General features: G+C 74.4%; 15 protein-coding genes. 8 read left to right on the top strand and 7 right to left on the bottom strand.

The window, feature by feature from the left end; genetic code table 11:
* Positions 1-185 precede the first annotated feature (185 nt).
* Positions 186-2,615 (bottom strand): PQQ-binding-like beta-propeller repeat protein, encoded by a 2,430-nt coding sequence (locus tag WME89_RS23005; protein WP_438011262.1) that lies wholly within the window; start codon positions 2,613-2,615, stop codon positions 186-188.
* A 296-nt stretch (positions 2,616-2,911) separates the two neighbouring features.
* Between WME89_RS23005 and WME89_RS23000 the strand changes: the two genes are divergently transcribed.
* The 3 genes from WME89_RS23000 (at position 2,912) to WME89_RS22990 (ending at position 5,628) form a co-directional block, all read left to right on the top strand.
* A complete protein-coding gene (locus tag WME89_RS23000; RefSeq protein WP_437627368.1) occupies positions 2,912-3,538 on the top strand; it encodes a CDP-alcohol phosphatidyltransferase family protein in 627 nt (208 codons plus the stop codon).
* A 67-nt stretch (positions 3,539-3,605) separates the two neighbouring features.
* Positions 3,606-4,196: a Uma2 family endonuclease gene (locus tag WME89_RS22995; RefSeq protein ID WP_438011261.1), complete on the top strand. Its 591-nt coding sequence runs from the start codon at positions 3,606-3,608 to the stop codon at positions 4,194-4,196.
* A 466-nt stretch (positions 4,197-4,662) separates the two neighbouring features.
* A complete protein-coding gene (locus tag WME89_RS22990) occupies positions 4,663-5,628 on the top strand; it encodes an outer membrane protein assembly factor BamB family protein (RefSeq protein WP_438011260.1) in 966 nt (321 codons plus the stop codon).
* A 22-nt stretch (positions 5,629-5,650) separates the two neighbouring features.
* On the opposite strand, the gene WME89_RS22985 is transcribed toward WME89_RS22990, so the two are convergent.
* Positions 5,651-6,394: a hypothetical protein gene (locus tag WME89_RS22985; RefSeq protein ID WP_438011259.1), complete on the bottom strand. Its 744-nt coding sequence runs from the start codon at positions 6,392-6,394 to the stop codon at positions 5,651-5,653.
* Between the two features lie 383 nt (positions 6,395-6,777).
* Between WME89_RS22985 and WME89_RS22980 the strand changes: the two genes are divergently transcribed.
* The 3 genes from WME89_RS22980 to WME89_RS22970 all read left to right on the top strand — a co-directional run bounded on the left by WME89_RS22980 (position 6,778) and on the right by WME89_RS22970 (position 13,532).
* On the top strand, positions 6,778-8,259 hold the full coding sequence (locus WME89_RS22980) for a hypothetical protein (RefSeq protein WP_438011258.1): 1,482 nt from the start codon (positions 6,778-6,780) through the stop codon (positions 8,257-8,259).
* A 178-nt stretch (positions 8,260-8,437) separates the two neighbouring features.
* Positions 8,438-12,343, top strand: a complete 3,906-nt coding sequence (locus WME89_RS22975) for a serine/threonine-protein kinase (RefSeq protein ID WP_438011257.1) — start codon at positions 8,438-8,440, stop codon at positions 12,341-12,343.
* Positions 12,344-12,509: 166 nt separating this feature from the next.
* Positions 12,510-13,532, top strand: coding sequence for a hypothetical protein (locus WME89_RS22970; RefSeq protein WP_438011256.1), 1,023 nt, complete (start codon positions 12,510-12,512; stop codon positions 13,530-13,532).
* A gap of 97 nt (positions 13,533-13,629) precedes the next feature.
* Here WME89_RS22970 and WME89_RS22965 read toward each other — a convergent pair whose 3' ends face one another.
* Entirely contained in the window at positions 13,630-17,508 is a 3,879-nt protein-coding gene (locus WME89_RS22965) for a beta-propeller domain-containing protein (RefSeq protein ID WP_438011255.1), read from the bottom strand.
* A gap of 9 nt (positions 17,509-17,517) precedes the next feature.
* Positions 17,518-18,351: a hypothetical protein gene (locus WME89_RS22960; protein ID WP_438011254.1), complete on the bottom strand. Its 834-nt coding sequence runs from the start codon at positions 18,349-18,351 to the stop codon at positions 17,518-17,520.
* On the opposite strand from WME89_RS22960, the gene WME89_RS22955 reads away from it, so the two are divergent.
* Entirely contained in the window at positions 18,332-20,098 is a 1,767-nt protein-coding gene (locus tag WME89_RS22955) for a hypothetical protein (protein WP_438011253.1), read from the top strand. The genes WME89_RS22960 and WME89_RS22955 overlap by 20 nt on opposite strands.
* A gap of 25 nt (positions 20,099-20,123) precedes the next feature.
* Here WME89_RS22955 and WME89_RS22950 read toward each other — a convergent pair whose 3' ends face one another.
* Positions 20,124-20,588 carry a DoxX family protein gene (locus tag WME89_RS22950; RefSeq protein WP_438011252.1) on the bottom strand — a complete coding sequence of 155 codons (465 nt, stop codon included), beginning with the start codon at positions 20,586-20,588 and terminating at the stop codon, positions 20,124-20,126.
* Between the two features lie 24 nt (positions 20,589-20,612).
* Positions 20,613-21,410, bottom strand: a complete 798-nt coding sequence (locus WME89_RS22945; RefSeq protein ID WP_438011251.1) for a helix-turn-helix domain-containing protein — start codon at positions 21,408-21,410, stop codon at positions 20,613-20,615.
* A 323-nt stretch (positions 21,411-21,733) separates the two neighbouring features.
* Here WME89_RS22945 and WME89_RS22940 point away from each other — a divergent pair, with 323 nt between their 5' ends.
* Positions 21,734-22,360: a recombinase family protein gene (locus WME89_RS22940; RefSeq protein WP_438011250.1), complete on the top strand. Its 627-nt coding sequence runs from the start codon at positions 21,734-21,736 to the stop codon at positions 22,358-22,360.
* A 50-nt stretch (positions 22,361-22,410) separates the two neighbouring features.
* On the opposite strand, the gene WME89_RS22935 is transcribed toward WME89_RS22940, so the two are convergent.
* Complete coding sequence (locus WME89_RS22935) at positions 22,411-22,998, bottom strand: Uma2 family endonuclease (protein ID WP_438011249.1); 588 nt, start codon at positions 22,996-22,998, stop codon at positions 22,411-22,413.
* Positions 22,999-23,050 lie beyond the last annotated feature (52 nt).

Here is a 23,050-nt window from a genome sequence, read left to right as displayed (position 1 = left end):
GCCAGCGAAGGTATGTGTGGGGGCGCGGCGCAGCAAGCGCGTACACCGGCGACACCGGGGCCCGCGGCCGCGAAAGCGACCGCCGCCGGGACAGGCGCCGCTCGCGGGCGAGGCGCCTGCCGCGGCGGCGCCAGCAGCTCGGCGCCGCCGCGGCAGGCGTCGAGCTGCTGGCTGCTGGCGTCGAGCTACTGGACGAGGCTGAGCCGCGGGGCCGCGGCGAAGGAGGCGAGGTGGCCGCTCTCCTCGGCGACGTAGACGTCGCACCGCTCGTCCACCCGCAGGAGATCCGGGATGAGATCGGTCGGCACCTTGCCGAGCAGCGCGCCGTCGCGCGGCCGGACCACGTGCACCTCGCTCTGCGGCACGAACAGCGCCCCCGAGCGGAGCACCGGCTCCAGGCGCCGCGGCCTGTCCCCCTCGGCGCCGCCCGCGATGACGTGGCGGTACCGGACCGCGCCGTCGTGCGCGCCGACCCCGATGATCTCGCCCGCCTCGCTGTTCACGACGACAACGTCGTCGACCATCAGGCACGAGGCCATCGCCGCGCACGCGGTCAGGTCGAAGCGCGTCGCCCCGGTGCGGCGATCGAGCCCCACGAGCCCCGTCCCGCGCCGCCCGTGGGTCACCACGCACACCGTCTCGGGCCCGAGCAGCGGCGCGCCGACCGGCGCCACGTGCTTCGGCAGATCGACCGTCCACCGCGCCTCGCCGGACCACGTGTCGAGGTGGTGCAGCCGCGCCCCGCCGCGGCCGACGAAGGCGCCGTCGCCCGCCACCGCGAAGAGCGCGTCGTGGTCGACCGCGACCGGCGACGCGAACGGGAGCCGGTCGCAGAAGCGCCAGACGACCTCGCCGCTCAGCACGTCGAGCGCCGCGAGCGCCGGCTCGCCGCTGCCCACGACGACGAGCTTGCCCGCGCGGCGCAGCCGGAAGTTCTCGCCGCGGCGCGCGGCGTAGCGCCAGCGCACCTCGCCGGAGTAGAGGTCCACGGCCGCGAGGTGGCGCGTCCCCTCGCTCACGATGAGCATCCGGGGCAGCCCGGGGGCGCTCACCACCGCGCCCGACGCGTTCGCGCCGACGCGCGGGGAGAGCCGCGTCGACCAGGCGACCTCGCCGCTCGACAGCTCGTGCAGCTGCAGCGTGCCGTCGGGCAGGAGCCGGCCGAGGCCGACCGGCGTCATCACCGAGACAGCGCGCGGCGCCTGCTTGCGCCACAGGCACTCGCCGGTGCGCCGGTCGATGCACGTGAGCTCGCGCGTCGAGCCCACCACGAGCACGTCGCCGCAGAGGAACGTGGCGCGCAGGTCGAGCGACGGGATGGCCGCGACCCACCGGGCCGTGAAGCGCAGCCGCGTCCGGCCGAACGTGTCCTCGGCCGCGACCTGCGGGCGCGCCGCCGCCGCCGCGAAGGCGCGGTACGTCTCCGGGGCCACGTTGATCTTCGCGTCGTTGCGCGTCAGCTCGCGGAGCCGCTCGGCGAGCTCGCGCACGCGCGCCCGGAACTCGAACAGGCGCAGGTTCGACGCCTGCCCGCGGTCGCGGCGCACGAGGCTGCGCGCGAGCGCCCGCCCGAACGCGACGACGCCCTGGGCGAGCGCCGCCACGTCGACGGCCGGGAAGGTCCAGGTCTGCGCCCGGTCCTCGGCGGCCGAGAAGGCCGAGCTGCGGCCCGGGCCGAGCGCGCGGGGATCCGCGGGCGGGACGCGGCCCACGCGGGGCACGCCGAGCGTGAGCGACAGCGCCCCCTCGCTGTGCAGCCGCACGCCGAGGATCGCGCCGCCGACGGTGAGCCGCCGGTGGTACGGCTGGCGCCGCGCCCACGCGTCGAGCGACTCGAGCGAGAGCGACGCGAGCTGCTCGGCGAACGGGAAGATGAAGACGTCGGGCAGCTCCCGCGCCTCCTCGCCCACGAGCACGCGGACCTTGCCCCGGAAGAGGAGCGAGAAGAGGTCGGCCCGCAGGACGGCCGGCTGCGCGACGGCCGTGCCCTGCGACGTGCGCAGGAGCGCCTCGGCCGCGATGACGATCGGGATCTCGCCGGTCGGCTCGACGCCCACGATCGCGGGCTCTCCCCCCGGCTCGTCGGACGAGAACGGGAGGGCGGCGGCGAGGGCCCGCCGCGCGGCGGGGAGCCGGTGCTCGCCGAGCCCGCCGTGCTCCGCGTCGTTGTCGGAGAGGGCTCCGTCGCGGCGCAGGGCCGCGCTCCTCGGCGGGGCGAGCCGGTCCATGGCCGCGAGCAGGCGCGCGCAGAGCGCGTGGCCCTCGAAGCGCCGCTCGTGCAGGGCGATCTCGGGCACGTCGCCGCCCTGGAAGACGGTGACGAGGAGATCGCGGCCCACGCGCTCCAGCCCGAGCTCCCAGGGATCGGGCTCGAGGCACAGGCGCACGACGGCGCGCGCGCGGCGTCCAGAGGCGAGCTCCGCCGCGGCCTCGGCGAGGTCGCAGAGCAGCGGGAGCGCCTCGGTCTCGGCGCGTAGCGGCAGCGCCGCTTCATCGAGCGGAGGAGGCGCGTTGCGCGCCCCCTCCAGGACGAAGTCGAGCAGCTCGTGCAGCGACGTGCGCTCGGGCTCCGGTGAGCATCGGGTGGTGTCGGCGACAAGAGACAGTCCGGGCATCCGTTGCTGGATGCTAGGCAGAGTGCAGCCAGGTCCTAAGTTTTGTGCGCGGATAGCCGCGGAGTGGACAAGCACGCGGCACCTGACTAGACAGCGCCGCCGCCGGGGGGCCGCCGCCGCTGCCGTCGTCGAGGCGGGAGCTCTGTATCGAGCCGCGCCGATGAAGGCCGAGCGGCTCGCCACGCGGCACGCGGAATGAGCGCTGCGGCGGGAGGGCGGCTCGAGTACGCTGACGCGCGCCGCGCGGATTGGTTGGCAATCCAACCGGACGTGCGACAATCCGCACCTCGAGCGCCATGCCTCCCGAAAGACCGCCCCATTTCTCGATGCTCCGGTCGTTCGCGCTGGCCGATTTCGTCACGCTGGCGAACGCGGCGAGCGGCACGTTGAGCATCCTGCTCTGCCTGAACTACGTGGCCGAGCGCGAGCGCATCTACATCTGGGTCGCCTTCGGGCTCCTGCCGCTCGCGCTCGCGTGCGACGTGCTCGACGGCACGATCGCGCGCTGGCGCCGCAAGCACTCGCCGCTCGGGGCCGATCTCGATTCGCTGGCCGACGTCGTCTCGTTCGGCGTCGCGCCGGCGGTGCTCGGCTACGCGCTCGGCCTGCGCGGGCCGTGGGACGCGGCCGCCCTGGTGTACTTCGTCGCCTGCGGGATCAGCCGCCTCGCCCGGTACAACGTGACGGCGGCCGAGCTGTCCGACGAGCGCGGCAAGGTCCGTTATTACGAGGGTACGCCGATCCCCACGAGCCTGCTGATCGTGCTGCTCTTCGGGGTGCTCTTCGCCCAGGAGCGCGTGCACGAGCAGCTCTGGCTCGGCTCCATCGCGCTCGGCCCCTGGGCGTTCCACCCGCTCAGCCTGGTCTACGCCGTGAGCGGCAGCGCCATGGTGAGCGGCACGCTGCGCATCCCGAAGCCGTAGCGGCGGGCCGCCGTGGGCCTTGCCTCACCGCCTTGCCTCATCGCGCGTGCCCGGGCAGGCTCCGGTCATGGGCCAGCCCGCCGAGAAGCCCCGCCGCGCCACGTACGCCGACCTGGAGGCTGTCCCGCCGAACATGGTGGCGGAGCTCGTCCGCGGCACCCTGCACGTGTTCCCCCGGCCGGCGCCGCGGCACGCGAACGCCGAGGGGGCCCTGCAGGGCGAGCTATTCGGCCCCTTCCACCGCGGTCGGGGTGGTCCGGGCGGATGGTGGATCCTCCCCGAGCCCGAGCTGCACTTCCCCGACCCAGACGCGCCGGGCGAGATCGACGCGCTCGTGCCCGACCTCGCCGGCTGGCGCCGCGAGCGCATGCCCGAGCTGCCCGAGACCGCCTATTTCTCGCTCGCTCCGGACTGGATCTGCGAGGTGCTGAGCCCCTCCACGGAGGGCGTCGATCGCAGCGAGAAGATGCCCGTGTACGCGCGCGAGGGCGTGCGGCATGCGTGGCTGGTCGACCCGATCGCGCGGACGCTCGAGGTCCACGTGCTCGACGCGGCTCGTCGCTGGGGGCCAGCGGTCGTCCACCGCGACGCCGCGCGCGTCCGCGTCGAGCCCTTCGAGGCACTCGAGCTCGATCTCTCGGTGCTCGGGGCGAAGTAGCGGAGGGGGGCCGCGCCGGCCGGGGCGACGAACAGCGCCGCCGGCATCCCTGCTCGCCCGAAGCGTGGCGGCGAGGGGCTGCCCACCCACCCGCGACGCGGCGCGGGTCCGGGTCGAGCCCTTCGACGCCATCGAGCTCGATCTCTCCCTGCTGTGGGCGAAGTAGCGGGCGGCGCGCGGCCTGTCGCTGTGCCCCCCTTGCCCTTCGCCCCTCGATCCTGACCGCTTCGTACGGCGGGCGAAGTCGCGCCGCTCACGGTCGCCCTCGATCGCGGGCAGCCCGCGGCGATAGACTGTCGCGATGCGGCTCTGCAGGAACTGTGGCGCCTCGATCGAGGCAGGTGATCATGGGGTCACATGTCCGCGCTGCGGCGCCGAGGACCCCGGCGTCCGAGGCGCGGCCGCGCAGCCGGTAGCGCGTCCCGTCGCGCAGCCGGCCGCACCCGCGTCGGGGCCGCCGAGGGCGGTGAAGGTGATCCTCGCCGTGGCGATGGCGGCCGTGGGGGTCGGCTTCGCGGTGATGTTCTTCGCGCAGGTCGACCCGCCGCAGGAGCCGGCGCCGCGCGCCCGCCAGCTCTCGACGCAGCTCGACGCGCTCTGCTTCGTGGACGCGAACGGAGACGACGCGCCCGACCCGGTCCTGTGGCAGGACGGCAAGACGCGCGGGCGGGTGGTGGCCGTCGACGGGCGGAGCGGGCAGGGGATCTGGTCCTCGCAGGTGATCGAGAAGCCGGACGCGCTCGCCTGCCCGGACCGGAGCACGGTGCTCGCGGGCGGCGGCGAGGCCAACCGGCTGCACGCGCTCGACGCCCGCACGGGCAAGGAGCGCTGGGCGGCGGAGCTGCCCGGGGTGCCCGACGAGGTCGCGGGCGGCGACGGCTGCGCGACCGTGGTGATGAAGGACGGCGCGGCGATGGGGATCTCGCTCGCAGCGGGGGCGGCGGCGGACTGCCCGACAGCGCCGGAGCCGGCGGCGATCACGGGGCAGTTCTGGGAGCGCAAGAAGAACCCCCGCGTGGTCCAGGTCGGCGACGTGGAGGTCGCGCTCACGGTGCAGGCCGAGGGGCCGCCGCGGCTCATCGCCGAGGGGCGGCGCGGCGGCGCGTCGCTGTGGAAGAAGGACCTCCCGGCGCGCGCGCCCGTCTCCGGCGGGCGGCCGGACCTGTTCCTCGTCGCGAGCGGCGGCGCCGCCCTCGTGCTCGGCGTCGACGTGGTGGGCGGCACGGAGCCGCGGATCATCGCGCTCGACCCCGCGTCCGGGGCGAGCCGGTACGAGGTCCCCGCGGGCTACCTCGGCGAGCGGCTCGCGGTGGCGAAGGCGTCGGGCCCCTACGTGTACATCGTCAGCGGGGCCGCGGTGAGCGGCGCCGCGCTGCGCGCGATCGACCCGGCGACCGGAGGCACCGTGTGGCGCGCGACCCCGCCCCCGTGATCCGGCCAGGCGCGCGCTTCGGTCAGCAGAGACAGCCGACGAACGTGCCCGAGAACAGCGGCCGCTCCATGACCGCGGCGCCGCAGGTCGGGCACGTGTCGCCGGGCTTGAGCTCGCGTGGCGGAGCCGCCGACTTCGCCGGCTTCGCCGGCGGCGCGCTCGCGGAGGGGGCGGCGACGGCGAGCGGCTGGAACTCCACGATCGACACGCGCGAGAACCCCTGTCGCGGGGTGGCGCTGCGCTGCGGGGAGGCCAGCAGATCCTGCTTGTTGCGGACCGGCAGGATCGGCCGCGACATGTTGACGTACGCGAGCTCGGACGTGTAGAGCGCCGGATCGAGCATGCGCGGGTCGTCGGGCTGGACGATCCCGTGCTGGAAGGCCTCGATCAGCATGTCGACGTCCGTGCGCGCGTTGCGGTTGCGCGCGGCGTCGACGAGGAAGAGGCCGTTGCCGTAGTAGGCGGCGTTGAGCCAGAAGCCGGTGCCCGCGGTGTGGTACCCGCCGGTCGCCCACTTGTAGCCGCGCAGCGAGCGGACGTGCACCGTCAGCGCGTTCGCCAGCGCGTACGACGTCATGCCGAGCGGCAACAGGCTCACGAGCGCTGCCGGGTGGAAGTTCAGGCAGTCGCTGCAACAGACAGGCACAGTCGGCACGAGCGCCTGCGCCGGATCGATGCAGACCTGGACTTCCGATTCGCTGCGATAGCAGCCGGTAAAACACGAGTGCCGCTCGACGGCGGTCAGGAGCGCGGCGGGAAGTGCCATGCGAGCAACTATACCGTTCACGAGGGCGCATGGCTGCCGCCGCGACGCGCAGCGGAGCAGTCGCCGTTCGCTGTCACCGTTCACTGTCGCCGTCCGCTGTCGACCGCGCGCGACGCAACGCCGGGCCCGGGCGTTCGCGACGTCCGCGCGCGTCGCGCGGATCGCGCGCAATTGCAGGCAAGCGAGCGCAATTGCGTCCTTCGTGCGCCTGTCACAGGATCGCCACGCGTGGCGAAGTCCGTACAACCCGAACGCATGTTCCTCTGCTGGTTCGTCCTCGATGGAGCGTGGCCGGCGGAGCGCGCGGGGGCGCGGGGGGTGGCCGTCGGCGCTCGCTGCCCGCTGGAGCGCTGCGTCGATGTACGGGCAGGCGCACGGGCGGCGTGACGGGGCGGAAGCGCGCGCTGCTCGTCGCGCTCGTGGGCGCCCTCTCGGCGCTGCTCCCGGCGCTCGCGCTCTCCGGGTTCACGGTCGACGACGCGCTGATCACGGCGCGCTACGCGCACCACCTCGCGCGGGGGCTGGGCTACCGCTTCAACGCGGCCGGGCCGGTGACCGACGGCGTGACGCCGCTCGGGTGGGCGTTCGTGCTCGCGCCGTTCGCGTCCGGAGGCCCGCTCGCCGCGCTCGCGGCGGCGAAGGCGCTCGGCGTCCTCGCGTGGACGCTCGCCGCCGGGGCGCTGGCGGTCGCTGTCGATCGGACCTCCGGGCGGCGTGCGCGCTTCGCGGCGCTCCTGCTCCTGCCGGCGTCGGCCCCGCTCGGCGCCTGGAGCGCGGCGGGCATGGAGACGGGCGTCGTCGCGGCGCTCGGCGCGCTCGCCGTCGCGCTGCCCGCGCTCGGCAGGGCCCTCGCCGGCGCCGCCTGCGCCGGGGTCGCGGCGGCGCTCCGGCCTGAGCTGCTGCCGTTCGCGCTCGTGGTGGCGCTCTCGACCCAGGCGGCGCCGCGGCGCGAGCGCGAAGGCGGAGGCGAGGCGCCGCCGCGTCCGGCACGGCCGGCGTGGGGCCGCGCGCTCGCCGCGCTCGCCCTCGCGGGCTTACCGTTCGTCGCCGTGGCCGCGGCGCGGCTCGCGGTCTTCGGGCGGGCGGCGCCGCTCGCCGCGCTGGCGAAGGCGCCCGACGCGGCGCTCGGGGCCCGGTACGCGCTCGCGTGCTTCCTCCTGACCGGGCCGGCGGCGCTCGTCGCGCCGCTCGCGTGGCGAGCGCTCCCGGCGTGGCCGCGCGGGTTGCTCGCGGCGGTGGCGGTGCACTTCCTCGCCGTCGCGGCGGCGGGCGGCGACTGGATGCCGCTGTCGCGGCTCGTCGTGCCGGCGCTTCCCGCCGTTGTGCTCGCGGCGGCCCACGTCGCCTCCGTGGCGGACGCGCGCGCGACGGCGCTGCGGATCGCGCTCGCGCTCGCGGGAGAGCTCTTCGTGATGGTCCGGGTCGGGCCCACCGCCGCGCGGGTGGGCGGCGAGCGGCTGCGCGTCGTCGAGGAGCTCCGCGGCGCGCTCGTCGGGGCAGAGGTCGTCGCCGCGCTCGACATCGGCTGGCTCGGGGCCGCGACGGGCGCGACCCTCGTCGATCTCGCGGGGGTCACGGACCCGGCCATCGCCGCGCTGCCCGGCGGGCACACGACGAAGCGGATCCCCGGAGCGCTGCTGGACGCGCGCAAGGTAGACGCGCTCGTGCTGCTGCTCGCCGAGGGACAGGCGCTCGCGTCCCCGTGGACCGCGTCGCGGTTCGCGCGCGGGGTGGAGCAGCACCTCGCGCGCCTGCCCGGCGCCGGCGAGGCGTTCGCTCCGGTGGCGGTGAGCGGCGTGACCCACCTCCGGTACGTGGTGCTGCGGCGCACAGGCGACGCGGGCGCCGGCGCCGCGCCGCGCTGACGTGTGCGCCGGCGAGGCGCGCGTCGTGTGCGCCGCGCTGCTGCGGGCGCCGGCGAGGTGGGGCGCCGTGCGCGCCCGCGCCGCGCGGCGTCGGAGCAGGCGACAGTGGACGCCGGATGCGCGCAGCTGGCACGCTGTGTAGAAGCGGCAGAGCGCCCGCCAGGAGCGCGTCAGCTCGATGCAGTCAGGAGAGGTCGTCGACGACCGGTTCGAGATCGAGGAGCACGCCGCCTCGGGCGCGACGGCGCGCGTGTACCGCGCGCGCGATCGGCGCTCCGGCGGGCTCGTGGCGCTCAAGCTCCTGCAGACGGCCGCGACGCCGGCGCTGAGCGCCCTCGCGCGCGAGGCGCTCGCCCTCGCGACGCTCGAGATCCCGGGCACCGCGCGCTACATCGCGCACGGCGCGACCGCGGGAGGCCGGCTCTACCTCGCGACGGAGTGGCTCGCCGGCGAGACCCTCTCGGAGCGGCTCGACCGCGCGCCGTTCACGATCGCCGAGAGCGTGACGTTCGCCGCGTGCCTGGCCGAGACGCTCGCTGCCGTCCACCGGCTCGGGTTCGTGCACTGCGACGTGAAGCCGGGGAACCTCATCCTCGAGGGCGGCGAGGTCCATCGCGTCAGGCTCATCGACTTCGGCGTCGCGCGCCTCTCCGGGGACGAGGAGGAGTTCCCGCCGCTCGGCGAGATCCACGGCACGCCGCAGTACATGTCCCCGGAGCAGGCCCGCGGCGAGCCCCAGATCGACGCGCGCGCCGACGTGTTCGCGCTCGGCAGCGTGCTCTTCGAGTGCCTGACCGGGCGCCCCGCGTTCACCGGCGGCGACCCGCTCTCGGTGCTCATGAAGGTCCTCCTCGAGGAGCCGCCGCGGCTCAGGGAGCTCCGCGGCGACGTCCCCGCCGGGCTCGATCGGCTCGTCGCGCGGATGCTGTCGAAGGCGCGGGAGGCTCGGCCGCGCGACGGCGGCGCGGTCGCGGCGGCGCTCGCCTCCGAGGCGCTCGATCCGCGCCTCGACGCGGGCCCGCCGCCGCTGTCGCAGCCCTCGTCGTCCCACCCGCCGTCGCACCGCGCGCGCGAGATCACGACCAGCGAGCGGAAGGTGATGTGCCTCCTCCTCGCCCGCGAGGGCCACGCCGACGCCGAGGCGACCCTCTCCGCGATGGAGGACGAGGGCCGGTCGCGGGCGATCCGCGAGATCGTCGAGCGCCACCGCGGACGCGTCGAGCTCGTGGATGCGCGCTGGCTGCTCGTCACGCTCTCGGGCTCCGCCGCGCCCACCGATCTCGCGGCCCAGGCGGCCCGCTGCGCGCTCGCGCTCCGGGAGCTGCTCGGCGGCGCGCGCCTGTCCCTCGTCACCGGCCGCGCCGAGGTCGCGGCGCGGATGCCTGTCGGCGCGGTGATCGACCGGCTGGTGCAGCTCGTCCAGGGCTGCCGGGAGCCGCTGCGCCCGTCGGCGATCCGCATCGACGACACGACCGCGGGCCTGCTCGGCGCGCGCTTCGACGCGACCCGGGACGCGTCGGGGTGCTGGCTCCACGGCGCGCGCGAGGAGCCCGAGACGCCGCCCCCGCTCCTCGGCCGGCCGACGCCGTACGTCGGGCGCGAGCGCGAGCTCGCGCTGATCGGGGCCGAGATCGACGCCTGCCTCCGCGCCAAGGCCCCGGGCGCCGTGCTCGTGACCGGCGCGGTCGGCTCAGGCAAGTCGCGCCTCTGCTACGAGCTCGTCCGCGCGCTCCGGGGGCGGGGCGAGCCCGTCGAGGTGTGGATCGGCCAGGCCGACCCCATCAGCGCGGGCTCCGCCTTCGGCCTGCTCCAGCGCGCGCTCCGCCGCGGGCTCGGCCTGCGCGACGGCGAGCCGATCGCGTCGCGGTGGCGCAAGATCCGGGCGCGCGTCGAGCGCCGCTGCGTCGCCGCGGCGGCCGCGCGCGTCGCGCCCTTCCTCGGCGAGCTCGCGGGCGCGCCGTTCCCGGACGACGACGACGTGCAGCTCAGGGCGGCGCGGCGGCGCCCGATGCTGATGAGCGACCAGCTCCGCCTCGCGTGGGAGGACTTCCTCGACGCCGAGTGCGCCGCGCAGCCGGTGCTCCTCGTGCTCGACGACCTGCACTGGGGCGATCTGCCGACCGTGACGCTGGTCGAGGCGGCGCTGCGCAACCTGAAGGGCAGGCCGTTCGCGGTGCTCGCGCTGGCCCGGCCCGGCGTGCACGACCTCTTCCCGGGGCTCTGGGGGTCGCACCTCCTGAAGGAGCTCCGCCTCTCGCCGCTGCCGCCCGCGGGCGGCGAGCGGCTCGTGCGGGAGGCGCTCGGCGACAGGGTGAGCGCGGAGCTCGTGAAGGCGCTCGTCGAGCGCGCCGACGGCAACGCGCTCTACCTGGAGGAGCAGATCCGCGCCGCGGCCCGCGGCAGGACCGCGGCGCCGCCGGAGACGGTGCTCGCGATGGTGCAGGCCGGGCTCGACGCGCTCGACCCGGAGGCGCGCCGGGTGCTCCGCGCCGCGAGCGTCTTCGGCGAGGCGTTCTCCGAGGCGGGGATCGTCGCGCTCGTGGGCCGGGCCGAGATCGCGCGCGAGCTCGACGAGCTCGCGCGGCGCGAGATGATCTTGCGGCTCACGCCGCCGGGGGCCGACGGCGGCGCCGCGTACCGCTTCCGCCACACGCTCATCCGGGAGGCCGCCTACGGCATGCTGACCGAGGGCGACCGGCGGCTCGGCCACGCGCTCGCCGGCGGCTTCCTCGCGCAGCGCGGCGAGGCCGATCCCATGGCGCTCGCCGAGCACTTCGAGCGCGGCGGCGAGCCCGCGCGCGCGGCCACGGCGTACCTCGCGGCGGCGCGGCAGGCGCTCCGGGGCAACGACCTCGGCGCGGTGCTCGCCCGGGCGGCGCGCGGCGTCGCCTGCGATCCGGCGCCCGCGACCGTCGGCGAGCTGCGCCTGCTCGAGAGCCAGGCGCACTTCTGGCGCGGCGATCTCGCGCTCGCCGAGGCGCGCGCGGCGGCCTCGGCGGAGGACCTCGCGCCGGGCTCCGCCGCCTGGTTCTCCGCGCTGACCCAGATCCTCATCGCCGCGGGCGCCACGGGCGGCCACGAGCGCGTCGAGCGCTGGGCGGGCGTCGCGCGCGACACGCCCGCGTCCATCGAGGAGGGGAGCTCGGCGAAGAGCGTCTGCCTGAGCTCGGCGGCGCTCATGCTGGTCTTTGGCGGGCGCTACGCGCTGGCCGACGCGCTGCTCGAGGGCGCGGAGAGCGCGATCGAGGGCGCCGCGTCGCCGGATCTCGACGCGGTGGCGAACCTGCACGAGGCGCGGGCGATCCGCGCGCACGCGGGCGGCGATCCCGGCGCGAGCCTCGTGGGCATCGAGGCGGCGCTCGCGGCGTTCGAGCGGGCTGGCGACGTGCGGCGTGCCTGCCTGGCGCGGATGAACCTGGGCTACTCCTACGGCCAGGCGGGGCAGCTCGAGGAGGCCGAGGCGGCGCTGCGCCAGGCGCTCGCGGAGTCGGAGCGGATGGAGCTGCGCGGCACCACGGCCTACGTGCTCCAGAACCTCGGCCTGGTCCTCGCGTACCGTGGCCGGCTCGACGAGGCGAGGGCGGTCGAGGAGACCGCGTGCGAGATGCTGGAGCGCCACGGCGACGCGCGCATGGAGGGCTGCGCGCGCATCTACCTCGCGAGCATCCTGGTGCTCGCGGGCGAGCCCGAGGCGGCGGCGCGCGAGGCGCGGGCCGCGGAGGCGATCCTCGAGCGCGCCCCGCCGCTGCGCGCCTACGCCGTCGCGGTGCTCGGGCGCGCGCTGCTCCACCTCGGCCGCGCCGGCGACGCGCTCGCCGCGGCGCAGCGGGCCCGCGCGCTGCTCGACGAGGTGGGCGTGGAGGAGGGCGAGTCCGTGGTGCGCCTCGTCCACGCCGAGGCGCTCTGGGCCTGCGGGCACGGCGCCGAGGCCGCGCAGGCGATCGCCGCCGCGCGCGCGCGGCTGCTCGAGCGCGCCGCCAAGATCCGCGACGCCGTGTTCCGGGAGCACTTCCTCGAGCGCGCGGCCGACAACGCGCGCACGCTCGAGCTCGCGCGCGAGTGGCTGGGCGAGGCGGCGGGCTAGGAGCGCTCGCGCGTCCTTCCCGACGAGGCGCGGCTGGCGAGGCGCGGTCGAGCGAGACGTTCGGTGGCTCACGCCGGTCGGCAAAACGGCGCCTGTCGACGCAAGGCGCGCGGGCGTGCATCGCTCGAGGTAGGGTCGGCGTGCCGGCGCGGAGCCCGATCTCGAGATGCGACAGCTCTCTCTCTTTGAAGGCCGCAAGCTCACCGCGGAGCAGGTCCCGCTCGACGGGGCCGCCGGGCTCTCGCCTGGCGACGGCGCGCCGGCAGGGCAGCTCGACCTGTTCGCCCGGCGCACGCTGCGGCTGTCGCTCGCTGCCGAGGCGATCGCCGCGGGGGAGCTCGGCGAGGCGCGGCGGGTGCTTGCGGAGCTCGCGGCGCTGCACCCGGCCGACGCCGACATCCGCCGCCAGTCCGAGCGGGTCGCCGCGCTAGGAGAGAGGCTCGAGCGGGCGCGGGGCTCCGCCGCCCCGGCGGCCGCGCTGCTCGCGATCGCGCGGGGCCTGGAGCCGGCGAGCGGCGCCTTCGCGTCTCTGCACCGCGCGCTGCTGCGCCAGACGGCGGAGGCGCTCCGCGAGGCGGAGGGGGACGACGGCCGGCTCGAGGGGCAGCCCCCCGGTTACTACTGGCTGGCGGCGGGTGACGCGGCCGAGGCCCACGCGTCGCTCGCGGTCGCGGCGCAGGCGCGACGGAGCGCGCGCACGCTGTTCCTGTTCGCCGACGCCGCGACGGCGCTCGGGGAGCCCGCGGCCCGGCGGCTCTACCTGGAGGCGCTCCTGCGCGATCCGTTCGACGGCGCGCTCGCGTCGGCGCGCGATGAGGCGGTGCGCGGGTTGCCGGATGTCGCGCGCTATGAGCTCGAGATCGAGGACGAGCCGGCGGCGTGGTCGGCGCCCGCGGGGATCGTGACGGGGGTGCTGCCGCTGCCCGTGGGGATCGCGCTCGACGAGGTGAGCTCCGGGGGGGCCGACGAGCCGGGGGGAGCTGTCGCGGAACGCTCGGGCTCGTCCGAGCAGCAGGAGGCGCTCGCACGCTCGCGGCGCTTCGTCGCGGCGCTCGCGACGGCGTCGTCGCGCGAGGCGCGCCGGTCCGGCGAGGCGGTGATCGAGGCCCGGCGCGCGATGAAGCGGCTCGCGCCGACGCTGTTCGCGGCGTACATGGCGCGCGGGGTAGGGGCGCTGCAGGGCGGGTAGGCCGTGCGCGTCGTGACATGGCCGGGGCTGGTCGGCGCAGCAGGCGGGCATGGCGCGACAGGGCCATGGGCGTGCAAGCCAGGGACGTGGCCGGGAGCTACCCGGAGCGCCTTCGGAACTCGTCGACGGCGCGCCGGATGCCTTTCACCACGTCGGTCCAGGCCTCGTCGCCGTTCTGCCAGCTGGTGACCGGTTTACCATCCATGGGCAGCGCCTGGAGCCTGGCAAAGGGCGCGCTCTGCCAGTCGGTCTTCCGAAGGATGACCGGGATGACGCGGGCCTGGCCGGCGTAGTGGCGCTCGAGGGCGCGCGTCATCTGTTTGTCGCAGTAGTCTGAGTCAAGGAAGTCAGCGCTGACGAGGAGGAGGATCACATCGGCCTCCTCGAGGTTCCTGCCGATGTGGTCGGCCCGGGCATCGCCGGCGGCGACGTGGCGATCATGCCAGCTCTGGAGGAGGCCCTCGCGTTTGAGAAGGGTGAGGTGGGTCTCCAGCTCGTCGCGGAGAACCTTGTCCTTGTCGGAGTAGCTGAAGAAGATGCGGATGGCCTTCTTCGTCGGGAAGCCTTTTTCATGAGGCGCGAGGGGCGTGAAATGGAGATACCAGAGGTTGCCGTTCACGTCGCCTGCGCAGAGGAGCTGTTGCGATATAGCCACGCTAAAGAATGGGCTGGTTCCACGCACAGTACCCAGGCATTCCCCTGTCGACGTTTCCCATACCTTGAGCGTCCAGTTCCTGGAGGCCGAGACGATGCGCTGGCCATCCGGGCTGATCGCGCAGGCACTGACCGAAGCGGAGTGGCCTTTGAGGGTGGAGAGGAGCTGCCCGGTCGCAACGTCCCATACCTTGAGCGTCCTGTCGGAGGAGGCTGAGACGATGCGCTGTCCATCCGGGCTGACCGCGCAGGCATTGACCGAAGTGGCGTGGCATTCGAGGGTGGAGAGGAACTGCCCGGTCGCAACGTCCCATATCTTGAGCGTCTCGTCCCTGGAGCCCGAGACGATGCGCTGGCCATCCGGGCTGATCGCGCAGGCATTGACCGAAGCGGGGTGGCCTTTGAGGGTGGAGAGGAGCTGCCCGGTCGCAACGTCCCATACCTTGAGCGTGTCGTCCAAGGAGGCCGAGACGATGCGCTGGCCATCCGAAGTGATCGCGCAGGACTCGATTGAGTCGGAGTGGCCTTTGAGGGTGGAGAGGAGCTGCCCGGTCGCAACATCCCACACCTTGAGCGTCTTGTCCCTGGAGGCCGAGACGATGCGCTGGCCATCCGGGCTGATCGCGCAGGTATTGACCGAATTGGAGTGGCCTTTGAGGGTGGAGAGGAGCTGCCCGGTCACAACATCCCATACCTTGAGCGTCTCGTCCCTGGAGGCCGAGACGATGCGCTGGCCATCCGGGCTGATCGCGCAGGCCTCGACCGACGCGGAGTGGCCTTCGAGGGTGGAGAGGAGCTGTCCGGTCGCAACATCCCATACCTTGAGCGTCTTGTCCCTGGAGGCCGAGACGATGCGCTGGCCATCCGGGCTGACTGCGCAGGCATTGACCGAATTGGAGTGGCCTTTGAGGGTCGAGAGGAGCTGCCCGGTTGCAACCCCCCATACCTTGAGCGTTCTGTCCCAGGAGGCGGAGACGATGCGCTGGCCATCCGGGGTGATCGCGCAGGCATTGACCGAGTCGGAGTGGTCTTTGAGGGTGGAGAGGAGCTGCCCGGTTGCAACCCCCCATACCTTGAGCGTTCTGTCCCAGGAGGCGGAGACGATGCGCTGGCCATCCGGGGTGATCGCGCAGGCATTGACCGAGTCGGAGTGGCCTTTGAGGGTGGAGAGAAGCTGCCCGGTCACAACATCCCATACCTTGAGCGTCTTGTCCCTGGAGGCCGAGACGATGCGCTGGCCATCCGGGCTGATCGCGCAGGCCTCGATTGAGTCGGAGTGGCCTTTGAGGGTGGAGAGGAGCTGCCCGGTCGCAACATCCCACACCTTGAGCGTCTTGTCCCTGGAGGCCGAGACGATGCGCTGGCCATCCGGGCTGATCGCGCAGGTATTGACCGAATTGGAGTGGCCTTCGAGGGTGGAGAGGAGCTGCCCGGTCGCAACGTTCCATACCTTGAGCGTCTTGTCGGAGGAGGCCGAGACGATGCGCTGGCCATCCGGGCTGACCACGCAGGCATTGACCCGATGGGAGTGGCCTTCGAGGGTGGAGAGGAGCTGCCCGGTCGCAACGTTCCATACCTTGAGCGTTTTGTCGGAGGAGGCCGAGACGATGTGCTGGCCATCCGAGCTGACCGCGCAGGCATTGATTGAGTAGGAGTGGCCTTCGAGGGTAGAGAGGAGCTGCCCGGTTGCAACGTCCCATACCTTGAGCGTCTTGTCCCAGGACGCGGAGACAATGCGCTGGCCATCCGGGCTGATCGCGCAGGCAGTGACCTCACCGGCGTGGCCGTGCAGCGTGCGCTCCTCTCCAGTCCACATCCGTACCGGGTGCCGCAGCCGGATCTTCGGCAAGCCGCGCGGGAACTGCAGCGTCCGCGCGATTCGCTCTGCCTCCCATCCGGCCGAGCGCAGCCGGTTGTAGACCAGCTCCGGCAGCGCCTCCGGCGCCTCGCGGAGCCAGTGCGACTCGGCCCGCACCGCCCGGTGCAGCAGGTCGATCTCGCCGTCCCCGAGCTCCTTCGCGCCGAGGTGCAGCGCGTCCTCGAGCGCAGCCGGCCCACCCTCGCCGGAGAGCGCCTCCAGCAGCCCGATATCCCGGCAGAACCCCCGCACCTCCTCCCGCTCGCCCGCCGCGAGCGCATGCGCGATCGCGTGGCGTGCAGCATAACGCCTCCGGAATCCGCTCTCCTCCTCGGCCACCGGCCACCGCGCCGTCGTTTCCAGGAGCCGCCGGTGCAGCTCGGCCATGCGCTTCGGCCCGAGCTTCTCCGCGATGAACGCGCGAAACGCCTCGTGGTACGGCCGGTATGCCCGCGCGCCGCGCCACGATGCCGGTTCCTCGAGGAGCAGCGCCCGCGCTGCGCGGAGGAAGTCCTCCCCGGCCACCACGTCGTTCCACCCCCACGCGGCCTCGATCTCTTCGAGCGGCAGCGCCTCCCGCGCCGCGCAGATCAGCCCGAGCCCGTTCGCGACGAGCCCGAACTGCTCGCGCGGCAGGCTCCGGAGCTGCTGCCAGATCTGCTCCAGAAACCCGCTCAGCCCCCGCGGCAGGCGCTCCACACGCCGCTGCGTGACCGGCTGCTCCTCGAGCCATTCCCGCAGCTTCACCGCATAGAGCAGGTTCCCGTCCGCCCGCGCGACCGCCTCCTCGACGAGCTTTGCGTCGAGCCGCGGCGTGAACCGCGGCGCCTGGTCGGCCCAGAACGCGCGGCAAGCCTGCTCGTTCGAGCCGGCCCACTCGGGCGCGTCGAGGTCGATGCGCCGCACGTTCCCGCGGCTCTCCAGCCACGCGAGGTGCGGGTACTGCGGGCGCGAGGCGCAGAGCGCGTGCACGCGCGGCGGCAGCGCGTAGGGCAAAAAGCCCGGCAGCGGGTTCTGCCCGGCGCCATCGCTCCGCGCCTCGTCGAGGCCGTCCACGACGAGCACCAGGCGCTCTCCGCGGGGGGCGAGCTCGTGCTTCGAGACCTTCGCCAGGAGCTCGATCAGCCGGCTCTCCGGCCGCGCCTCGGGGTCCTTCTGCGCCGGGTAGAGCGCCTCGATCTGCGCCGACAGGGAGCGCACGACCGCCTCGGGGCGATCCCAGTCCAGCACGTCGCGCCGGAGGAAGTGGTGCGGCGCCCTGTGACCGCGCTGCTCCTGCACGTCGAGCCATCGCGAGAGGATCGCGCTCTTGCCCATGCCGGGCCCGCCCGTGACGAGCACCCATCGGCCCGACGCCCCCGCGCCGTCGAGGTGGTGATCGATGGCCGAGAGCACGTCCTCTCGACCGAAGAAGTGCTCGTGGCGGCTGCGCTCGATGCCGAAGTCGATGAGGTCTGCCGCCACGGCGCCAGTCTAACAGACGACCTCCTCGCGCCGCCGCCTGGCCTCCCGAGCCGCGTGACGCCGCGGGCGCTCCCGCCGCTGCCGCCCGACGCGCGCGCGGATGGCGGCGCGCGTCTCCGCCGAGAGCGTCTCGAGGTAGGCGTCGGACAGCGCGCGCAGCGCCTCGTCCGGCAATGTGAGCAGCACTTGCTCCGGCGGCAGCCCCGCAACCCGCTGCTCGGGGGTGTAGGCCGCGAGCACCTGCTCGGGGGTGTAGGCCGCGAGCACCTGCTCGGGGGGGAGGGTCGCCAAGAGCTTCCGGACGACCTCGTCGAAGCCTTCCAGATCCTGCATCTCCATGGTCATCTCCTCGGCGCCAAGCTGCTGAGCCAGCCACCGGCGGGCCTCGCGCGTCCGGGCCTCGCCGTGACCGAACAAGCGTGGCAGATTGTCGTCCTCGGCCTCTGCCACCGGGTCGATCTCGGCGACGACGAGCGCGAAGGCCGCGCCCCTGAGCCGCCAGTAGCCGTCGCCGAGGTCGTCCCATTCCAGGCCGAGCGCCGCCACGTCCGCGTCGAGCGACCGCGTGCGCGACGGAACGAGCCGCGCCCCGCACAGGTCGCTCCGCTGCTCGATCCGCTCCGGCGTGTCCGCGAAGTACAGGTGCAGGCAACGGCACAGCCGGTCGAGGTTACGGCGGTAGGGACGGCCGATGCTAAGCCGGCCGCGCCGGCTTCGAGCGAGGTAGAAGCGCGCGCTGAGGGCGAGCGCGCGCTGCGGGCAGCGGGGCGGCCGCGGACAGTGGGAGCGCGCCCGCGGCGGCCGTCGGTTACTCTCCGGGCCAGTGAGGAGCCGCCCCTTCATTGCGCTGCGCCTGCCCGAGGTCGCGCACCCGGGCGAGACGTTCGACGTCGAGCTCTCGCTCGACAGCGCCTCGGAGACGCCGATCGACTTCGTGCGCGTGATCTTGCAGTCCACGCAGACGCTCTGGTCGATGGGCCGCGGGGAGATCCTCGCGGTTCGCGAGCGGCTCCTCGTCAGCGAGGAGGTGGCCGGGCGGGGACGGCTCGGGGAGGGCGTGCACCGCTACCGGGCCTCGTTCGCGCTGCCCGACGACATCCCGCCGACGCACATGGGGCTCGTCGCCGAGCTCCGGTGCGGGGTCCGCGCGCTCGTGTCGATCCCGTGGTGGCTCGACGCCGAGGAGAGCGGGGACATCGTCGTGCGGCCGGCGATCGGGCCGCGGCCGAGGAGCGAGCCGTTCACCGGCGCGAGCGCGCGGGAGAGCGGCGTGTTCGTCGAGGTGTCGCTGCCGGATCGCACCTTCGCCCCCGGCGACACGCTGACCGGGGCCATCGCCTTCGGCGGGCTCCACGGGCGCCGCGCCAGCGCCCTCGAGGTGGCGCTGGTCGGCGTCGAGCGGGTCCATGTGGCGGGTCAGAGCGCGTCGAGCGAGGTCCACCGGCTGTCGTTCTTCCGGGATCTCGCGGGAACCCACGAGGGGCGGGAGGTGCCGTTCCGCATCGAGGTGCCGGGCGATCTCGCGCCTGCCTTCAGCACCGCGCAGGTCTCCCTGGAGTACGCGCTCGAGGCGGTGCTGGAGCACTCGGACGGCCGGGTGGTGCACCGCGTGCCCGTGGTCATCGGGCCGTTCGCGCCGCGGAGCGGGGGCGAGGGGAAGCGTCCCCGTGTGGGCGTGGCCCGATGGCGGGGGGTCTGGGCGCGCGCTGGGCAGAGGGCTGGTCTCTCGGTGCGCGAGGGGGCGGGCGGGCTGGGGCTCCGCGGCGTCCAGGATGGCTGCGTCGTGGAGGTGGCTCCTGCCGAGGAGGGCTCGACGCAGCGCTCGGCGCCGGGCCTGTGCGCGACGGTGCATTTCGCAGAGCCCTGGGGGCTAGATCTTCACGTGCGGCCGAGGCGCGCGCTCGATCGCATCGGCATCGTCACCGGCGATGCCCCGTTCGACAGGCACCTGCGTGCATCGGGGCGGGAGGACGCGCAGGTGCTGGGGGCGCTCACGCTTGCCTTGCGGGCGGCGCTGGTGGCGTTCCCCGAGGTGGACCTCGACGACGCGCGGGCGCAGGTGCGGAGCGCCGTCGGGGCGTTCGACGAGTCGGTGCTCGACGTGTTCCTGGGTCAGGTCACGGCGCTCGCGCGGGCCGTCGCGGAGGCCGGCGCGTCGCTGCCGCCCCCGGCGGCGATGGTGGCGTGGCTGCCCGCGTGGCGCCGCTTCGCGGAGGACAGCGACGGGGCGCTGCAGGTCGGGCCGATGCGGCTCACGGGGACCTTCGAGGGGGCGCAGTTCGAGCTGACGACGCGGTTCGAGCGGGCCACGCCGGCCGGCGCGCGGCTCGCGCTGCACCTCGATCCGCCGATCGGGGGCGCTGGTGGACCGATGAAGGCGGCGGGAGAGGCGATCGCGGCGGCGATCCTGGCGCAGGTGTCGCGGCTCGGGGAGGTCGCGGAGGAGGCGGTCTCGGTGAAGCCGGGGGAGATCGCCGTGACGATCATGACGCCGCTCGCGGATCCGGCGGCGGTGCGGGAGGTGCTGCGGTCGATGCTGGCGCTCGCGCACGAGCTGCGGGGGGAGCGGCGGGGCGGGCCGTACCGGTGATCGCGCGCCCAGAGTGAGCGCCGCGCTACTGATCCCGGTTCCGGCGGCGCGCGCCGATCGCCACGGCGACCGTCGCGGCGATGAAGACGATCTGCATCAGCGTCCGCGGCACGAGCGGCGTCACCGGGCTGCCTCCGAGCGTGAGCCCCGCGCGAGCGGCGTGGACGTTCGCCGGGAACATCGCCACGAGCAGGAGCGTCAGCCCCATGGCGGCCCAGGGCGCGAGCCTCGGAACCAGGAGCGCCGCCGCGCCCGCGATCTCCAGGACCCCGGTGGCTGTCACGAGGAACTCGGGATGGGGCAGCGCCGGTGGCACCATGGCCACGAGCTCTGCGCGCCGGCTCCCCCAGTGCGCCGATGCGGTCAGCAGGAACATGGCAGCGAGGGCGTACCGCGAGCACGTCACCCAGCTCGCGAGGTGTTTGACGCCGAGGCGTCCGAGGACGAGGAGCAGCGCGAACGAGATCGAGAGGACGAGGAGAGGTGCCATGCCCGCACGATGGCAATCAGACCTTCACGCGTCTTGAACCAGCTGGCTACGACGTCGCAGGTCGGAGGGGCTCACCCCGAACATCCGGCGGAAGGTCCGGGTCATGTGCGCCGCGTCTGCGAAGCCGGCGGCGCTCGCGGCCGCGGCGAGCGTCGCGCCGCCGGCGATCGCCGCCCCGGCACGCTCCAGCTTGAGCCACAGGAGGTACGGCCGCAGCGGCACGCCGGTGCTCTCCGTGAAGGCGTGCATGAACCGCCCCGGCGAGAGGCGTGCGACGCGCGCCAGCGCTTCGAGCGAGGTGTCCGCGCTCCCGGCGTTTACCCGCAGGTGGCGCAACACCCGCTGGACCCCCGGGTGTCTCGGCCTCGGAGAGGACGGCGGGGCGGCGATCCCCAGCGCTTCGAGCACGCCGGGCAGCGCCGCCGCGAGCTCGACCTCGCCGTGCGCGGCGGCGACGCGCGACCGCAGCCGGTCCGCCGTCTCGCTGTCCATCACCTCGATTTCGGACGCCCCGAGCGCCTGGGCGAGCCCGTCGCCGACGTCGCTCTCCGGCTCGACGAACACGATGAGCACACGCCTTCCGGACGCCTCGATCGCGTGCGCGACGTCCGGGGCCGTGAGGATCGCGCCGCCCGGCGGAAGCGGGCTCTCGTCGGCTGTCCGGACCTGGAGCTCCCCGTCGAGCGCCAGCACGAGGTGCCAGCAGTGGTGGGCGTGCAGCGTGCTCCGCTCCCCGGGGCCCCACGTCGCCAGCACGGAGGGCCACGGTCGCGCGACGCCCGCGGACGCGGCGACGCTGGTCGCTTTCGGCGGGAGGAGCATCGGTTCGGAGTCTAATCGGACCGGGCGGAGTCGGCCTCCGCCCGGGCTCACCGACACGATCCTGCCCCGGGTGCGCGCGGAGGAGTGCGTACCCGGGGCCAGCAGGAGCTGCCGCGCTACCGTCCGATGCGCGCGCGGATCGCGGCGCGCGTCCCCTCCGGGAGCGTGTCGAGGTAGGAATCGGAGAAGGGACCCGGGAGCGCGCCTGGGCGCGTCGACTGGCCCGCCCCGCCGCGTGAACCCCTCGACGCGGCGCTCGGCGGCGCTCCACGCGCGACTCGCGGCGCTGGACAACCCGCGCTGCCTGCGATCATTTCTCCCGGATGACAGCTCGTCTGTTCAAGCGCGGCAGCCCCGAGCGGGCGGTGGCCTACGTTCGCGTCTCAACGGACGCCGCGTGCGCCTCGGCCGCGCAGCAGCGCGCGGCCATCGAGGCGTGGGCCAGGCGGGAGGGCGTCGAGGTAGCGGCCTGGCATGACGATCGCGGGGAAGAGGCCGGCGACCGGCCCGGATTCGCGGCGGCGCTCGAGCGGCTCACCCTCATCGGCGCCGGCGTGCTCGCTGTCGCGAGCGAGGACCGCGCCAGCATCGAGGGGATGAGCGGCCCGTTCCGGTTCGCCGTGGGCCAGCGCGGCGCGCGCCTCGTGACCGCCGACGGGAGCGGGATGCCGGACGGAGCGCACCGTTGCCCGACCTGCGGCGATCCCGTGGAGCCGTGGCCGCGCTACCCGCGCGCGGTGTGCGGGATCTGCCAGCACGAGGCCACGGACGAGGGCGGGCGGCCTCTCGAGTTCTTCAACACGTCCATCGGCGGCGGCTTCGGAGCACGCTACGCCGATACCGGCGAGCTCCGGGACAGCCACGCCTGCGTCATCCGCGGCGTGATGTGCCGCGCGGACGAGGCGCGGTTCGGCGGGATCGTGATCGAGGCGCTCGACGAGACGATGTAGCGGTTCCGCCGTCCTCGATATCCAGGCCGAAATCGAAGGGAACGATGTGGTCAATCGCCTTCGAGATCGAGGTCTTCCCACCAGATGGAGAGCTCGATCTCCAACTCCTCGAAGGGCTCGGCGCGCACCCGTTCCGTCGGGCCGTGAACGCCGAGCTCGAGCCACCTGCCGTCGACGAGACGGCTGACCGCGAGCGATCTCGCCTCGGGGTCCACGTACCAGAGGTGGCTCACCCCGATCTCGGCGTAGAAGCGCCGCTTGACGATGAGGTCATAAGCGCGCGTCCGGGGAGACAGGACCTCGCAGACCCAGTCCGGCACGACGCGGATGGGCTCCTTCACGGGCAGGCGAGGCAGCCGCTCGCGCCGCCACCCCGCGACGTCCGGCGAGATCTCCGGGGCGCGAGGGAGCTCGACGCCCGGCTCGGCGAGGATCCACCAGCCACCTGGACCGTTGCGCCGCTTCTGAAATGGGCCGTGAAGGTCGGAGGCGATGCTGGTCTCAAGGCTTCCGTGGGGGGCGCGCGGGCGGGGGAAGGCGTAGAGCTCGCCGTCGATGATCTCGCCGCGCATCGTGTCGGGCAGCGCTTCGAGGTCCGCCCTCGTGGCGGGGTGATCCAGCTTCCGGGCAAGGCTCATCGGGATGCTCCAGGTGCCACGGAGCTTACCCCAGCCCGGGCGCGGCGCGCGA

It is taken from the genome of Sorangium sp. So ce321 (genome assembly GCF_051530195.1).
GTDB lineage: Bacteria > Myxococcota_A > Polyangia > Polyangiales > Polyangiaceae > Sorangium.
This window is presented reverse-complemented; position numbering and strand designations above follow the sequence as displayed.

Excerpts from the sequence above, each read along its gene's own strand:
- WME89_RS23005 (WP_438011262.1), bottom strand. The coding sequence starts at position 2,615 with ATGCCCGGACTGTCTCTTGTCGCCGACACCACCCGATGCTCACCGGAG.
- WME89_RS23000 (WP_437627368.1), top strand. The coding sequence starts at position 2,912 with ATGCCTCCCGAAAGACCGCCCCATTTCTCGATGCTCCGGTCGTTCGCG.
- WME89_RS22995 (WP_438011261.1), top strand. The coding sequence starts at position 3,606 with ATGGGCCAGCCCGCCGAGAAGCCCCGCCGCGCCACGTACGCCGACCTG.
- WME89_RS22985 (WP_438011259.1), bottom strand. The coding sequence starts at position 6,394 with ATGGCACTTCCCGCCGCGCTCCTGACCGCCGTCGAGCGGCACTCGTGT.
- WME89_RS22975 (WP_438011257.1), top strand. The coding sequence starts at position 8,438 with ATGCAGTCAGGAGAGGTCGTCGACGACCGGTTCGAGATCGAGGAGCAC.
- WME89_RS22970 (WP_438011256.1), top strand. The coding sequence starts at position 12,510 with ATGCGACAGCTCTCTCTCTTTGAAGGCCGCAAGCTCACCGCGGAGCAG.
- WME89_RS22960 (WP_438011254.1), bottom strand. The coding sequence starts at position 18,351 with ATGAAGGGGCGGCTCCTCACTGGCCCGGAGAGTAACCGACGGCCGCCG.
- WME89_RS22950 (WP_438011252.1), bottom strand. The coding sequence starts at position 20,588 with ATGGCACCTCTCCTCGTCCTCTCGATCTCGTTCGCGCTGCTCCTCGTC.
- WME89_RS22945 (WP_438011251.1), bottom strand. The coding sequence starts at position 21,410 with ATGCTCCTCCCGCCGAAAGCGACCAGCGTCGCCGCGTCCGCGGGCGTC.
- WME89_RS22940 (WP_438011250.1), top strand. The coding sequence starts at position 21,734 with ATGACAGCTCGTCTGTTCAAGCGCGGCAGCCCCGAGCGGGCGGTGGCC.
- WME89_RS22935 (WP_438011249.1), bottom strand. The coding sequence starts at position 22,998 with ATGAGCCTTGCCCGGAAGCTGGATCACCCCGCCACGAGGGCGGACCTC.